Origin of the sequence: Rhodoblastus sp. (assembly GCF_052145335.1) — a bacterium.
Lineage (GTDB): Bacteria > Pseudomonadota > Alphaproteobacteria > Rhizobiales > Beijerinckiaceae > Rhodoblastus.
The window spans coordinates 1-14,643 of the sequence record NZ_JBKQOU010000226.1 but is presented as its reverse complement, the minus strand read 5'-3'; the positions used below and the strand labels follow the sequence as shown (position 1 = coordinate 14,643).

Annotated in this window: 14 protein-coding genes; 8 read left to right on the top strand and 6 right to left on the bottom strand. The window is 52.7% G+C overall.

All coding sequences use genetic code 11. From position 1 onward, the window contains the following. Window positions 1-19 precede the first annotated feature (19 nt). The 5 genes from mnmE (at window position 20) to ACLP2E_RS14540 (ending at window position 5,780) form a co-directional block, all read left to right on the top strand. Entirely contained in the window at window positions 20-1,396 is a 1,377-nt protein-coding gene (mnmE, locus tag ACLP2E_RS14560) for a tRNA uridine-5-carboxymethylaminomethyl(34) synthesis GTPase MnmE (protein ID WP_442466346.1), read from the top strand. An 11-nt stretch (window positions 1,397-1,407) separates the two neighbouring features. Next, the gene (gene mnmG / locus ACLP2E_RS14555; protein ID WP_442466345.1) at window positions 1,408-3,324 is read left to right on the top strand and encodes a tRNA uridine-5-carboxymethylaminomethyl(34) synthesis enzyme MnmG; all 1,917 of its coding nucleotides are present in this window, start codon (window positions 1,408-1,410) and stop codon (window positions 3,322-3,324) included. After that, window positions 3,299-3,925: a 16S rRNA (guanine(527)-N(7))-methyltransferase RsmG gene (rsmG, locus tag ACLP2E_RS14550; protein WP_442466344.1), complete on the top strand. Its 627-nt coding sequence runs from the start codon at window positions 3,299-3,301 to the stop codon at window positions 3,923-3,925. The genes mnmG and rsmG overlap by 26 nt, the downstream gene beginning before the upstream one ends. A gap of 10 nt (window positions 3,926-3,935) precedes the next feature. Continuing rightward, entirely contained in the window at window positions 3,936-4,754 is an 819-nt protein-coding gene (locus tag ACLP2E_RS14545; RefSeq protein ID WP_442466343.1) for a ParA family protein, read from the top strand. A gap of 159 nt (window positions 4,755-4,913) precedes the next feature. Next, the gene (locus ACLP2E_RS14540) at window positions 4,914-5,780 is read left to right on the top strand and encodes a ParB/RepB/Spo0J family partition protein (protein WP_442466342.1); all 867 of its coding nucleotides are present in this window, start codon (window positions 4,914-4,916) and stop codon (window positions 5,778-5,780) included. A 51-nt stretch (window positions 5,781-5,831) separates the two neighbouring features. Here the strand turns inward: ACLP2E_RS14540 and holA are convergent, their stop codons facing one another. The 3 genes from holA to leuS all read right to left on the bottom strand — a co-directional run bounded on the left by holA (window position 5,832) and on the right by leuS (window position 10,013). Continuing rightward, window positions 5,832-6,863 carry a DNA polymerase III subunit delta gene (gene holA, locus ACLP2E_RS14535; RefSeq protein ID WP_442466341.1) on the bottom strand — a complete coding sequence of 344 codons (1,032 nt, stop codon included), beginning with the start codon at window positions 6,861-6,863 and terminating at the stop codon, window positions 5,832-5,834. A 2-nt stretch (window positions 6,864-6,865) separates the two neighbouring features. Continuing rightward, the gene (lptE, locus tag ACLP2E_RS14530) at window positions 6,866-7,306 is read right to left on the bottom strand and encodes an LPS assembly lipoprotein LptE (RefSeq protein ID WP_442466340.1); all 441 of its coding nucleotides are present in this window, start codon (window positions 7,304-7,306) and stop codon (window positions 6,866-6,868) included. A 91-nt stretch (window positions 7,307-7,397) separates the two neighbouring features. Next, window positions 7,398-10,013: a leucine--tRNA ligase gene (gene leuS / locus ACLP2E_RS14525; protein WP_442466361.1), complete on the bottom strand. Its 2,616-nt coding sequence runs from the start codon at window positions 10,011-10,013 to the stop codon at window positions 7,398-7,400. Between the two features lie 238 nt (window positions 10,014-10,251). On the opposite strand from leuS, the gene ACLP2E_RS14520 reads away from it, so the two are divergent. Next, window positions 10,252-10,971 carry a YggS family pyridoxal phosphate-dependent enzyme gene (locus ACLP2E_RS14520; RefSeq protein ID WP_442466339.1) on the top strand — a complete coding sequence of 240 codons (720 nt, stop codon included), beginning with the start codon at window positions 10,252-10,254 and terminating at the stop codon, window positions 10,969-10,971. Here the strand turns inward: ACLP2E_RS14520 and ACLP2E_RS14515 are convergent. After that, window positions 10,902-11,405: a L,D-transpeptidase family protein gene (locus ACLP2E_RS14515; RefSeq protein WP_442466360.1), complete on the bottom strand. Its 504-nt coding sequence runs from the start codon at window positions 11,403-11,405 to the stop codon at window positions 10,902-10,904. The genes ACLP2E_RS14520 and ACLP2E_RS14515 overlap by 70 nt on opposite strands. A gap of 216 nt (window positions 11,406-11,621) precedes the next feature. Here ACLP2E_RS14515 and ACLP2E_RS14510 point away from each other — a divergent pair, with 216 nt between their 5' ends. After that, window positions 11,622-12,305 carry a response regulator transcription factor gene (locus ACLP2E_RS14510; protein ID WP_442466359.1) on the top strand — a complete coding sequence of 228 codons (684 nt, stop codon included), beginning with the start codon at window positions 11,622-11,624 and terminating at the stop codon, window positions 12,303-12,305. A gap of 89 nt (window positions 12,306-12,394) precedes the next feature. Further along, window positions 12,395-12,847, top strand: a complete 453-nt coding sequence (locus ACLP2E_RS14505) for a cyclic nucleotide-binding domain-containing protein (protein WP_442466338.1) — start codon at window positions 12,395-12,397, stop codon at window positions 12,845-12,847. A 50-nt stretch (window positions 12,848-12,897) separates the two neighbouring features. On the opposite strand, the gene xth is transcribed toward ACLP2E_RS14505, so the two are convergent. Continuing rightward, window positions 12,898-13,704 (bottom strand): exodeoxyribonuclease III, encoded by an 807-nt coding sequence (gene xth, locus ACLP2E_RS14500; RefSeq protein WP_442466337.1) that lies wholly within the window; start codon window positions 13,702-13,704, stop codon window positions 12,898-12,900. Window positions 13,705-13,801: 97 nt separating this feature from the next. Further along, the gene (locus ACLP2E_RS14495; RefSeq protein ID WP_442466336.1) at window positions 13,802-14,551 is read right to left on the bottom strand and encodes an outer-membrane lipoprotein carrier protein LolA; all 750 of its coding nucleotides are present in this window, start codon (window positions 14,549-14,551) and stop codon (window positions 13,802-13,804) included. Window positions 14,552-14,643: the final 92 nt, after the last annotated feature.

The following is a 14,643-nucleotide window of genomic DNA, read 5'->3' as shown; positions in this document are numbered from 1 at the left end:
ATTGCGTGAGGAAGTGGGAATGGCCTATGGCCTGGATGATCGCCACACCATTTTTGCTTTGGCGACGGGATATGGCAAGGCGGCAATCGCGGTCATTCGCATTTCCGGTCCGAATTCCCCACGGGCAATAGAATCTTTAGTCGGTCGTTTGCCCCCGCCGCGGCATGCGACCTTTGCCAGAATCATGGAGCCTCGCACAAGCGCAATACTCGATCATGGCATCGTACTTTGGTTCCCGGCGCCAAACAGTTTCACAGGTGAGGATAGCGCGGAGCTGCAGGTACATGGCGCTCGCTCCGTCGTCGCCGCGATCTTGCGTACGCTGGGGGAGTTGGAGGACTTCCGGCCGGCCAGACCTGGCGAATTCGCTCGTCGCAGTCTCGAAAACGGCAAATCGGATTTGATAGCGATAGAGGCGCTAGGTGATTTAATCGAAGCAGAAACCGAACGGCAGCGGGCCTTTGCTATCCTTCAGACCTCCGGAAATCTCCAAGAAGCCGCTAAATGGTGGCGTGAGCAATTAATCGATGCTCTCGTGCTGATCGAGGGCGAGTTGGACTTTTCAGATGAGTCTGAAGCGCAGCAGTCGTCGGCTTCGGAATTCAGAACGATCGTTCAGGAAATATTGAAAACGCTAGCGCCTCTGACAGCAGGCAACGGCAAGACTGAGCGCTTGCGGGAAGGATTGACGGTCTTGATCGCCGGCCCGCCAAATGCGGGAAAGTCCACGTTGTTAAACGCGATCGCCAAGCGGGAAGTGGCCATCGTCTCGGAGCGGGCGGGAACGACACGCGACTTGATCGAGGTAAAGCTTGACCTTGGCGGCTTTCCAGTGAATCTGATTGATACGGCAGGCATTCAGAAGAGCGATGATCCAATCGAGCAGGAGGGAATCAATCGTGCGCTCAGAAAGAGCGAGGCTGCCGACCTCATTCTTTGGCTTACGCCGCTGACAGAGCCTACCCTGTTTCCGCCCGAACAGTTCGCTGACCGGACGATTTGGCATATCTTAACGAAGGTCGACCAACAAGCGGAAACAGCGGAAGCCGTGTGTCGTAACGAAAAGGCGCCGGAAGACGTTTCTTCGGCGGCCAGGAAGTTTAAAATATCGGCGCGAACGGGATTGAATATCGAAAATCTCATTGTGCGACTCCAGGAGTACGCCAATGAAAATATGTCCGTCGATGGATCATTAATTGTTGCGAATGAGCGCCAACGGTTTGCCATCCAAATGGCTCATGAGGCGCTCCTGGCTTCGCTTGACGAAAATGCTCCGCTGGAAGTAGTTGCGGAGGAATTGCGGCGAGCATGTTTCTCGCTTGAGAGCTTGATGGGAAAAGTGGGGGTCGAGAATGTGCTTGACCAACTATTTTCCCGTTTCTGTATTGGAAAATAATCGGATTCCAAATGGATGCGCGCGGAAATCACTTTGACGTCGTCGTGATCGGGGGCGGTCATGCAGGTTGCGAGGCGTCGAGCGCTGCCGCTCGCTGCGGTGCTCGGACGGCGTTGCTGACCCACAAGATTTCCACCGTAGGGGAAATGTCCTGCAATCCTGCGATCGGCGGCTTGGGAAAAGGACATCTGGTCCGAGAGATTGATGCTCTGGACGGGCTGATGGGACGTGCTGCGGATTTCGCTGGAATCCAGTTTCGGCTTTTGAATCGGTCGAAGGGGCCTGCGGTTCGGGGTCCGCGAGTCCAAGCGGATAGGAAGCTGTATAAACGCGGGATGCAAGAGCTTTTAAAATCGACTGAAAATTTAACGATTTTAGAAGGTGGAGCGGTAGGCTTCGAGCACATGGGTTCGAGGGGTGGATTTCGTTTGTGGCTGAGCGATAAGTCCAGCTTGATCGCTAAGGCGGTCGTTCTCACAAGCGGCACTTTTTTGAACGGCGTCGTCCATATTGGGCCTGATAGCCATGCAGCAGGGAGAATTGGCGACGGTCCGGCTCTGCATTTGAGCGAACAACTCACGGACCTTGGCCTTAGCCTCGGGCGATTGAAGACTGGGACGCCGGCGCGCCTTTCAAAAAAGTCGATAGATTGGGAGGGGCTGCCGCATCAATATGGCGATTCAGACCCCACCTTCTTTTCGGCGTTCACAGAAGGCGTGGCCAATCGGCAGGTTGCCTGCGCCATCACCCATACGACGCGCACTGGTCATGACGTCATTTTACGAAATATCCAGCGTGCGCCAATCTATTCTGGACAGATTTCTGGGCGGGGTCCGCGCTATTGTCCTTCGATCGAGGACAAGGTGGTTCGCTTTGGCGATAGGGACAGTCATCAAATCTTTCTTGAGCCGGAAGGTTTGGATGATGACACCATCTATCCAAACGGCATTTCAACCTCATTGCCCGTCGACGTCCAAGAGGAGTTTTTGCGCACCATTCCTGGCTTGGAGCAGGTAAAAATATTGCGGCCAGGCTATGCCGTCGAATACGACTTCGTCGACCCGCGTCAGCTAAAATCCACGTTGGAGCTTAAGAGACTACCGGGGTTTTTCCTCGCCGGTCAGATTAACGGGACAACCGGATACGAAGAGGCTGCAGCGCAAGGTTTAATCGCCGGGCTAAATGCCGCCGCTTATTTGGGGGGCCGGCCGGAGGTTTCATTTGATCGGACCGAGGCCTACCTCGGCGTGATGATCGACGATCTCGTCACACATGGGGTTTCCGAGCCCTATCGGATGTTCACCTCACGTGCGGAATTCCGGCTTTCTTTGCGTTGCGATAACGCCGACATTAGGTTGACGCCGCGAGGCGAGTCCCTGGGCTGTATCGGGCCGGGGCGCCTGAGGCTCTTCCGTGATCGATTACAACAGTTGAACCAACTGACAGAAAGGCTGTGGGAGCTGAATATAGCTCCTGGAGAAGCGGAAAATCACGGCATTCCAATCAATAGAGATGGTGTGCGACGTTCCGCCTATACGATTTTGTCTTATCCCGGGGTTCGCTTTCGAGACCTGACCAGAATTTGGCCTGAGTTGGTGAATTACGAAACGGGCATCATTGACCAGGTTGAAATTGATGCAAAATACTCAGTCTATATGCAGCGGCAAACTTTGGCTGTATCGACTCTCAAGCGCGATGAGGGAGTTCGACTCGGCTTGGATTTCAATTATGATCTCATACCGGGTCTTTCGAACGAAGTTCGCACCAAGCTTAAACAAGCGATGCCAGAAAGTTTAGGCCAAGCTGGTCGTATTGAAGGGATTACACCTGCTGCGCTGACGCTTATCCTCGCTTGGACCAAAAAAACTTTGGAGTTCCGATCTCTTCGGCGCGAGGGAATTAATGGCGATGGCCGCGACAGGGCCTGATGATGAACGTCAGCGACGTCTGATGATCTATGCGAGCCTGTTAAAAAGGTGGCAAGATAAAATCAACCTCGTTGGCCGGTCGACAATTGACGACCTTTGGGCTCGCCATTTTGAGGATTCGCTGCAACTTTTGCCGCTGGCGGGTCATTGGCGAAATTGGGTTGATTTAGGATCGGGTGGCGGTTTTCCCGGCATGGTCATAGCGATTGCGGCTGGCAATGAGCAAAAAACGGTACATCTGGTCGAATCTGACAAGAGAAAAGCCGCTTTCCTTCGAGAAGTTTCACGTGAAACAGGGGCTAATGTGAAAATTCATGTCGATCGAATCGAGAAGGTTTTACCGGAATTAATTTACGCAATCCAATTCCAAGTTGTGTCGGCAAGGGCGCTCGCTCCTCTGGAGGTTTTGCTCGGCTATTCCCGGCCCATAATTGAAAAAGGAGGGATTGGGTTGTTTTTAAAGGGGAAAGGTCTGCCTGGAGAATTGACCACCTCGGCAAGCGACGGTAGCTTGAACCTGAGTTTCATCGATAGCCGAACCGACGTCGACGCAAAAATTGTCGTCGTTCGGGGGCATAGCTCTCAAACGAATTCCGTTTAAGGGTATTCAAATGGAAAATCCCGACCAGATGCGTGTTCTTGTGCTTGCTAACCAAAAGGGCGGCGTAGGAAAGACGACTACTGCGATTAATCTCGGTACAGCGCTTGCGGCGATCGGGGAAACGGTTTTGATAATCGATCTCGACCCACAGGGAAATGCCTCTACTGGATTGGGAATAGATCGAAAGCACAGGAAGGTGTCGACGTTCGAGGTCATGACCGGCGAGCGTGCTCTCGATGCGGCAATTCAGCCGACTGCCGTCCCTCGCCTTTATGTGGCGCCCTCGACGTTGGATCTTTTGGGAGTCGAATTGGCCATAGCTGACCAAAAAGATCGTAACTACCGGCTCCGAAATGCTTTGCGGTCAATGGCTGGCCGCAACGTTCTCCCAAATGGAGAGCGTATAACTTATGTGCTCGTTGATTGCCCGCCATCTCTCAATCTTTTGACGATTAATGCTCTTGCCGCAAGTGATAGTGTGCTTGTCCCGCTGCAATGCGAATTTTTCGCACTTGAGGGGCTGTCGCAGCTTTTGTCGACGGTGGAGCAGGTCAAGCGTAGCTTGAACCCCGGGTTGACTATTCATGGTGTCGTCCTGACAATGTTCGACTCGCGCAATAACTTGGCTAGCCAGGTGGTGGCGGATGTTCGCGCATTTCTCGGCGACAAAGTCTACGAGACGGTGATCCCGCGAAATGTGCGCGTTTCCGAGGCCCCGTCCTATGGGAAGCCTGTTTTGCTCTATGATCTCAAGTGCAACGGATCCCAGGCTTATCTAAAGCTGGCGTCAGAGGTAATTCAGCGAGAGAGAAGTCTTCGGGCTGCGTGAGGGGCCTGCGGGCGCGCCGCGCGGTACATTGTGGCAAGGTTGTCAAAATTAGGTTTGAAATTTTGCGTGTCGAATTCGGGTTGTGTTGGAGCAGGCAGGGGTGTGCGGCCTCCCTGGAACTCGGGTTGGGTGAACGGTTGAAATCGAAGAGGTTTGGTGATGGCGGAAGAGGCGCGTACTCGATTGGGCCGTGGTTTGGCGATGTTGATAGGCGACACGCCGTCCCTTGAGCCGGATTCTGAGGCTCCCACGCAGTTGAGGGCGCCGATTGAGTTTCTTCGGCCTAATCCTCGGAATCCGCGCAAGGGATTCGATGAAGTTGAGTTGCAGGAACTGGCGGAATCGATCCGTGAATGCGGTATCATTCAGCCCATTCTGGTTCGCCATCTTGCAGGAATGAGCAATGTCTATGAAATTATTGCAGGGGAGCGTCGCTGGCGCGCTGCTCAACGCGTCGGGTTGCACGAGGTTCCAATTGTCGTAATCCAGGCCGATGATCGGCAGTCTCTCGAATTCGCAATCATCGAGAATGTGCAGCGTTCGGATTTGAATGCTATCGAGGAAGCGGTGGGCTACGAGCGGCTGACATCAGAGTTTTCTTACTCTCATACCGATCTCGCCAAAGTTATTGGCAAAAGCCGCAGTCACGTTGCAAACACGCTTCGTCTCTTAAAACTGCCTGATGAAGCCAAGAAATATGTCGTAGAAGGCAGCATTTCGGCCGGGCATGCTCGAGCCTTGTTGTCGGTTGAGCATCCGGAAAAAATCGCTCGCCAAATCGTCGACGAGGGCCTGTCGGTTCGGGATGTCGAGCGACTGGTGCAAGAGCGAGCACCTGCGGACAGTAAATCAAAATCCAAGGTGGAGATTGAAAAAGATCCAGACACGCGAGCGCTTGAAAAACTTCTTACGGACTTGCTCGGACTCGCGGTGAAAATCACGCATCGTGGCGAAAACGGGGACGTTCAAATACGCTATAAGTCTCTTGAGCAGCTCGATCTTTTGTGCAAGCGCCTTCAGGGTTGACTTCTCTGCATACAGCGGGGCTGGGTGAGGAACTGGCGCCGCGGATATAGTTCAGCTACGCTTTAGCGATAATGCAAACGCCAAAAAAAGTCTGATTACGCGTTCGTCAGTAAGATAGTTGTTTTTTCGAGTACTCTTTATGATGTCATGCAACGCCGTGGTGATCGTCTCGAGTTTGCCGCACGGAGCATTTCGTAAATGCGCTGAGACCTCAGACTTTCGATTGTAGGCGCTGAACTGGCGAAGCATTGTTTGAAGCGTATCGTCGAACAGCGCTCCTCTGTCAATTTCGGCTCGTCCACGATGTAAGGCCATTGCATATCGCAAGGTGTTTGTGACCAGCACGTTTGTGTCGACGCCGCTCGACAGGGCCTTGTTTGCTAGCTCGATCGTTTCAGTTGGGCGGCCAGAAAATATTGCGGTAATCACAGCGTCTATATTTAGCGCGGAAGCGTCGTGCAAAATTTCGTTAATATGCTCGAGGGTAATCGAAGGTTTTCCATGGGCGTAAAGGATGAGCTTATTGAGCTCCGAGCGAGTTGATAGCCGATCTTCGCCAAGCATCGCGCCGAGAGCATCTCGGGCGTCGGGATCAATGGAAATATTTGCAATTTTAAGCTCAGTATCGATCAAGCGTTGAATATCTTTGGCGTCATCGCTGCGGCACTCTATTGAAGCTGCAAATGATTTACTTTCGATCCACTTTCGCAATGGCGCATCGCGCTTCAATTCATCTGCTTCGAGAAGGATGAGACAGTCTACCGGCGGCGCCTGGGCTATCAACTCAAGTGCGGGTAAAAGAGACTTATTGCCGACCGCAATGCGGATCACGCGACCGGCGCCCCCAAATAAGCTGATCGCATTTGCCTCATCAACCAGGGCCATGGGATCGGAGGCAATCAAGTCCCCCACGAAATCGACCAATTGAAGAGACTCACGGCCGCCGCCGCGTGCTGAGCGAGCCAGCATCCGGGATCTTTCGAACACAAGGCCTCGGTCCGAGCCAAAAATAAGAATTAGAAAATGTTCGCGGCTCGGATGTAGAATATAACGATCCGCGTCAGAATACGAAACGGTGGCCATACTTAGCCGCGAGTCGCCAATGCCGCGGCGATTCGAGTCCGAATTTGATCCGCCAGGGTTTTCGCATTGCGAATTTCGGCGTCGCGTGCCGCGCGGACATTCGATAACCGCTGGGTCGAGCGATCATATACGACAAATTGAGTTACGTTTCCGGATGCTATCGGTTGACCGTCGCCTGCTATCGGCAAAAGTCTGTATTGAGCGTCGACATTAACGTCTCCCGCTTCAGCGTGTCCGGTGAAAGTGTTGACCACGGGAGTCGCCAGACGCTCGCGCAAAGTGACGATCAGTCGATATTTTGGCGGCGGTGACGAACCAGTTCCGTTGAATGCAAAGATCAGCTCATTTTCAACATAATGTCCAAGCCGTTCTGGAATTGGTTCAATCTTGACTGCCTGCATCTCCGCGGCAATGGAATGGCCATCGGAAGCTGTCCCGTACAAGGGCTGAATGCATCCAGTCAGGCAAAGGGTCAGTCCCGCTACCTTAGCGCCTGCGAAGATCGTCCGAACAACGCTTGGCAACGGCTTCGTGTTAGATGACGACATTGACGATCCTCTGCGACACGACGATAATTTTTTTCGGCTTTTTACCATTTAGGGCGCGTTGGATGGCTTCCAATTCCAGCACAGCAGTCTCGATATCGGTCTGGCTGGCGTCCCGGGCGATAGTCAAGTCGGCGCGTTTCTTTCCATTCACCTGCACAGGAAGGGATAACACGTTAGCGATGACAAGAGAACGATCAGCAATTGGCAATGGCGATTCGGCGATGGGAATTTCGCCGCCCAGAAGCGCCCAGCATTCTTCTCCTAGATGGGGCATCATGGGCGCGAAGAGATGGGTCAAAATTCTTCCGGCTTCGCGGAACGCGAAACGCAAATCATCCGTGGATGTCTCGCTTTCGACGTTCGCGAGATGGCTCGTAAGCTGATTCGCTAGATCGTAAACTTGTGCGACACAGCGGTTGAAGCGGAGGCGTGCAAGATCTTCTTCGACCTTGAGAAGTGCCGAATGCGCGGATTTACGAACGTTTTGAGCGGCCTCGCCGAAAGAAGATACGTCCGCTGAACCATGACTAAAATCCGCGATGTCGCCGATCAGACGCCAAACGCGCTGAACAAATTTTGCCGCACCTTGCACCCCCTCCTCCGTCCAAATGACGTCTCGGTCCGGCGGCGAATCGGAAAGCATGAACCAGCGGGCCGTATCGGCTCCGTAAGTAGCGATAATGTCGTCGGGATCGATGGTGTTGCGTTTCGATTTCGACATCTTTTCGATGCTGCCGATTTCGACTGGACGACCATCGTCAAGCGCAAAAGCTTGGCGCTGCGAACCATCCTGATCGAGCCGTATCTCCGTCGGTGAAAGCCAGGCGCCGCCTGCGGAACGATAGGTTTCGTGCACGACCATTCCTTGGGTGAACAGTCCTGCGAATGGTTCGTTCAGACCAACATGACCTGTGGCTTTCATCGCCCGCGTGAAAAACCTCGAATAAAGCAAATGCAAAATCGCATGCTCAATGCCGCCAATATATTGATCGACGGGCAGCCAATGGTCGACAACAGCGCGTGTCGTCGGCTCGAGCTCATTGTTCGGATCGGTAAAACGCGCGAAATACCAAGATGAATCGACGAACGTATCCATCGTGTCCGTTTCGCGTCGAGCCACCCGTCCACATTTTGGACAATCGACTATTTTCCAATTCGGATGACGATCGAGTGGGTTTCCGGGCAGGTCAAATGAGACGTCTGGGGGCAAGACAATGGGCAAACTGTCGGTCGGAGCGGTAACGACGCCGCAGCCTTCGCAATGGATGATCGGGATCGGGCATCCCCAGTAACGCTGACGAGAAATTCCCCAGTCGCGCAATTTGAAATTCACCTGACGTTGGCCTCTTGGCGCACCGTCAACGAGGTCTCTTTCGAGCCTGAGAATCACTTGTTGGGTGGCTGCCTCCGGGGTCAAGCCGTCGAGGAAGCGCGAATTGATCATATGCCCGTCACCGACATAGGCGGCGCGGTCGAGAGTGAATTGAGCGGGATCAACGCCCTCCGGGCAGACGACGATGGTATGGCCCAGACCGTAAGCGCGAGCGAAATCAAAGTCGCGCTGGTCATGCGCGGGACAACCAAAAATGGCGCCGGTTCCATAGTCCATGAGAACAAAATTGGCGACATAAACTGGCAGGGACCAACTCGAATCGAAAGGATGCTCGACCTTCAGACCCGTATCATAGCCTTTCTTTTCAGCCGTTTCGAGCGCAGCGACGGAAGTGCCGATGCTCCGGCACTCCTGGATAAAGGTTCGAAGCTGGGCGTCGTTCTCGGCGAGAAGGCTGGCGAGGGGGTGATCAGGGGACAGGGCGATGAATTTGGCGCCGAAAAGAGTATCTGGCCGCGTTGTGTAGACTTTGACCTCCGAGGCCGGCGCCGGTTGCGCCAGGACGAAGCGCACTAAAGCGCCTTCGGAGCGTCCAATCCAGTTTTTTTGCATCAGCCGGACTTTTTCCGGCCAGCGCTCCAAGCCTTCGAGCGACTGCAGGAGGTCGTCTGCAAATTCCGTAATTTTGAAGAACCACTGGGTCAGTTCGCGTTGTTCGACAAGGGCGTTCGACCTCCAGCCGCGCCCATCGATGACTTGTTCATTGGCCAAAACGGTTTGATCGACCGGGTCCCAATTGACCTTGGCCTTCTTTCGATAGACAAGGCCTCTTTCCAGCATGTCCAAAAACAGCAGCTGCTGGTGCTTGTAGTAGCTCGGATCGCAAGTCGCGATTTCACGGGACCAGTCAATAGATAGCCCCATGCTTTGCAATTGCTTGCGCATTGTCCCAATATTAGCGTAGGTCCAGGTCGCAGGATGAGAGCCGTTCAAGCGAGCGGCGTTCTCTGCGGGCATTCCAAAGGCGTCCCAGCCCATGGGATGCAACACATTATAGCCTCTCGCTCGCATGGCGCGAGCGACGACGTCGCCCATGGCGTAATTGCGCACATGTCCCATATGAATCCGGCCGGAAGGATAGGGAAACATTTCGAGGACATAATATTTCGGTCGAGGATCATCGTTTCCGGTGAGGAATGTTTTCCGTTCTTCCCATATTTTTTGCCATTTCTGCTCGGCTTCGTGGGCGTTGTAGCGCTCAGATCTCATCGGGATTCCGCTTCTCGCACGACTTTTGGAATTTGCTGCAATGAGCATCATTTCGGCTCGACGGTCAATTGTTTTGCTCTTTCGCAAGAATGCTAAATGGCGTGCACAGGTGATTGTCGTAAATCTCCCTCCCAAGCTTTCGCACGCAGACGATGCAGTCTTCCGGGGGCAGTTTTGAAATTGCGCCATATCGTGCAACTCTGCCAACTAACCAAGCCACTTTCAAAAAATCGGAGCGATGACCCTTTTGACGCCAATTCCTCATCTGGATCAGACCCTTGAAGCTTTAGCCAATGTGCGGGCTCACATGACCCGCGCATGCCGCGACTGCGGCCGGCTTGAAGCCGACGTCGAGCTTGTCTGTGTTTCAAAAGGATTTGATGCCGAAGCAATTCAGCCATTACTTGCTTCTGGGGAAAGAGTTTTCGGTGAAAATCGCGTCCAGGAGGCGCGTCAAAAATGGATAGAGCTTCGCCGCAAATATCACGATATTGAATTGCACCTGATCGGCCCATTGCAGTCGAACAAGGCCGCCGAGGCGGTCGACTTATTCGATGTCATAGAAACGATAGATCGTCCCAAAATCGCGGAGGCGATTGCTCAGGCAATGCGCTCTAGTGGCAAAAATCCCCGCCTGTTAGTCCAAGTCAATACCGGTGAGGAACCGCAAAAGTCGGGAGTGGCGCCGTCCGAGCTTTCTGATCTCTTGGCGTATTGCCGGCTGTCAGCCGGCTTACATATCGAAGGGCTGATGTGCATTCCACCTGTCGACCAATTGGTTTCGCCTCATTTTGCATTGATGCGTCGACTTTCGTCAGATTTCGGTTTGAGCCTGTTGTCGATGGGCATGAGTGAAGATTTCGACCTGGCGATCCAGTTGGGAGCGACTCAAGTGCGAGTTGGTTCGGCCATTTTCGGGGTCCGAGATCGAACCGAAAAGCCGCCGATATCAATTTGAAGACGACGCTGCCAAAGCCATTGCGCTTTTTGCATGTCGCATCGCGATACTGCGACGCATCCGGCCGTCGCTCGATAATCGGAATGAGCAATATGAAGAAAGATCGCGCTACCCCGTCCGAGAATGCGCGGACGCCAGTTGAAATTCAACAAGCCAACGAGGTCATAAACGCGGTCGTCGCGCCATAAAGCTTCCGTCCTTGCTCGAAATGGAAGAACGACTTGTCGGTTGTAGCAAAGAGATTTTGGATCATCGCACCAACCGTCCTTTCGTTTGATCGTGTGACTGTCGAGTCGGGACACTGTCCAGACGTCAGCGCGTCTCAACCAATCGATAACCAAAAACCGCCCGATAGGCGTAATGCCGTCGCCTTCATGACGTTTGGGTCCGATACCGTTTCGACCAATGGCGCAAAAAAAACGGTGAGGCCCCATCGCAAGAAGAGCAAGGCGAGGGCGTCCAATCAAATATGGCAGGGATCGGACGGCGACCCGTGAATAGAAAATGGGGCCGCGATTCTGCAACACTCCAAGCTTTTGACGAAAATTCTCCGAACGCGTAAATTCCCTTGAGATCAAATGCGGGTAGAGTCTTTTCACCTGCGTTCGCCCTCTTGATTGTTATTCGCTCCGGTCACAGGATCGTTCATGTTGCAAGCCCGCCGGATTCTAGTTGTAGATGACGATGATCTTCTGCGCCTTTCGCTAGTCGAACAACTAGGGATTCAGCACGAGTTTTGCACACTGGAAGCTGCAAATGTCGCCGAGGCTTTGGCCGCAGTGCGAGTTCAAAATATCGATTTGATTATCATGGATGTTGGTCTGCCCGATGGGGATGGGCGAGAAGCCGTCAAAAAGTTGCGAAATGAAGGATTCCACAAGCCCATAATTTTGCTCACCGGTCATGACTCGGAAGTCGATATTGTATCCGGCTTTGATTCCGGAGCAAATGATTATGTTAATAAGCCTTTCCGCTTCGCGGTCTTGTTGGCGCGAATTCGCGCTCATCTGCGCCAATACGAACTGAGTGAAGATGCAACATTTCAAATAGGCACTTATCTTTTTTACCCAAGTGCGAAATTATTGACCGCATCCGGAGGAGAAAAATTACGATTGACCGAGAAAGAGACGGCGATCCTGCAATACCTCAATAGGGCGAAAGGCACTGTGATTTCGCGGGATGAATTATTGCGCGAGGTCTGGGGTTACAATGCAAATGTCACTACACATACGTTGGAAACGCACATTTACCGCCTTCGACAAAAAATTGAAACCGATCCTGCCAATGCGCAGCTATTGATCACGGATGCTGGCGGGTATCGCCTCGCACTCTGATGCTGATAATCCCTAGTTTTCGATAGCATGCGACGAGCCGCCTAAGCATCTTGGTGCACGAGAAGCTGATAGTCTTTGTAGGTGACCAAATGTCTTTAGAAAGCGATATCCAAGTCCTGTCTGCTCAGCCAATTTTTGGGGAACTCGAACCGGAGGCGCTGCGGCTTATTGCTTTTGCGTCCAAGACTCAACGACTGAGGCCGGGCGATGTGCTTTTTCGACAAGGGGATTCGTCCGACGGCGGATATGTCATCGTTTCGGGCGCCATCGCTCTTGATTCATCGGTAAGTCCGGACATTGCAGGAAAAGTCGCAGGTTCAGGCGTGCTGTTAGGAGAATTGGCGCTGCTTGTCCCGACGAAACATGCTGTCACGGCGATCGCGCGACAAAACTCGACGCTGCTCGTCATTTCTCGTTCGCTTTTTATTCGGGCCCTAGAAGAATCGCCAGTGAGCGCTCAGCGCTTGAGGCGCGCTTTAGGACGCGAGTTGGAGGATTTCGTGGCCGAGCTGAACAGGATGCGGAGAGCCTTTTTGGACTAACAACCTCTTTGAAATCGGCGCTTTCCTGGGTGATCCACGAGCCGGCGATGTCAAATCTCTAAAATCAGACTTACCGGAACGTGATCGGAGGGGCGCTCCCATCCGCGCGCGTCCCGAAGAATTTCAGTCCCCAGCAGAGCGGGGGCCAGCGATCGCGACGTCCAGATATGATCCAGTCTCCGTCCCTTGTCCGCCTTGGCCCAGTCCGGAGCACGATAGCTCCACCACGTATATAGTTTATCCTCTAGAGGCGTAAATTGTCGTAAGGCGTCGACCCATCGACCATCATTCAAAATCAGGTTCAGCTTTTCAGTTTCGACCCTAGTGTGACTGACGACTTGCAACAAGGCCTTATGATTCCAGACGTCGTGCTCATGGGGTGCGATATTGAAATCGCCGACCAACATCGTATCCGCTTCCGTAAAAACTTCTTGCCGGCTCAGGTTATGCATTTGGTCGAGAAAAGATAGCTTATGTGCGAATTTTGGGTTTTTTACCGGGTCCGCTTCATCGCCACCCGCAGGGACATAGAAATTATGCAGCCGAATGGGGCGACCATCGACCTTAAACGAGGCGGCGATATGCCGCGCATCCCCTTTTTCGCAAAATTCTATCCGTTCAATTTGATCCAGCGGCAACCGTGAAACGATGGCGACGCCATGATAGCCTTTCTGACCGTTGATCGCGCAATATTCATAGCCAAGTTTGCGAATGTCAGAACTTGGGAATTCGCTGTCTCGACATTTTGTCTCCTGTAAACAAAGAACATCCGGTTGATATTCATTTACGAAATCAGCAATCAAGGGAAGGCGTAGCCGGACGGAATTAATATTCCAGGTTGTAATCTTGATTTGCACCGCACCGCCCCCTCGCCCGCAGTCGTTTTTGCTCCGATGCTTTTGATCATAGGGCTAGCCGTGCCGCAAGTGGAAAACCGCTCTGACTCGGTCTCGATCAGTTTTGCGATGGCCAGATGCTATCGCTTGGAATTCGAAACAAGCCGACATTCGGAACAGACTTCAAGTCTATATTATGCAGGGTCACCAGGGTTTGATAGCCTTGGGGGTCGGTCACTTCCCATTGTTTCAGGCTAAAATCTTTATTGTCAAAATTTATTTTTATTTTCGATGTTCCGCCAAACGTCGCGGAATCCTCCAAAGTAATAGTTGTGGACCTGGCATCAGAAACGACATCGATTATTTTGACATCTCGCTTCAGACTGAGTTGCTCCTTGAGAAGGAATTTTAATGGCGTTTGGCCGATGAAATAGATCTGTTGAGTTTGCAGTTTACGGTCACGAATGGCGACCGATGTACCATCGGCGATGATTTCCATTGTTGCCGGAAGTGCATATTCAAAACGCAAACGTCCAGGTTTGGAAATGTAAAGTTTTCCCTCGGAACGTCGACCGTCGGCGCCCACCTGTACGAAATCCGCAGTCATGACCCGAGCAGCATTGAAATAATCGTCTGCCATTTGAATAGCGATTTGCGGGTCGAGCGTCGCGGGCGAAGCTTTGGAATCGTCGAGTTTAGAGGACGCCTTTTTTTCTGGCGGCTGAACTTTTTGCGCTTGCGAACTGCCGCTGGCGGTCACGAAGAGCATGAGTCCGAAAAATAAAGCCATGCCGCTTTTCATGTTCAGTCCTTCAGCAAGTTTATGGGCGCGTTTGGCCAATCCATAGGGCTGATAAATGCCTCGCATTTATCCAAGGAATTGATCGGGCCTACACGAGAGCGATGTTCCTAACGCTTCCTTGTGGCGGCAATTGGATTTCAATCCAGATCGAACGCGCC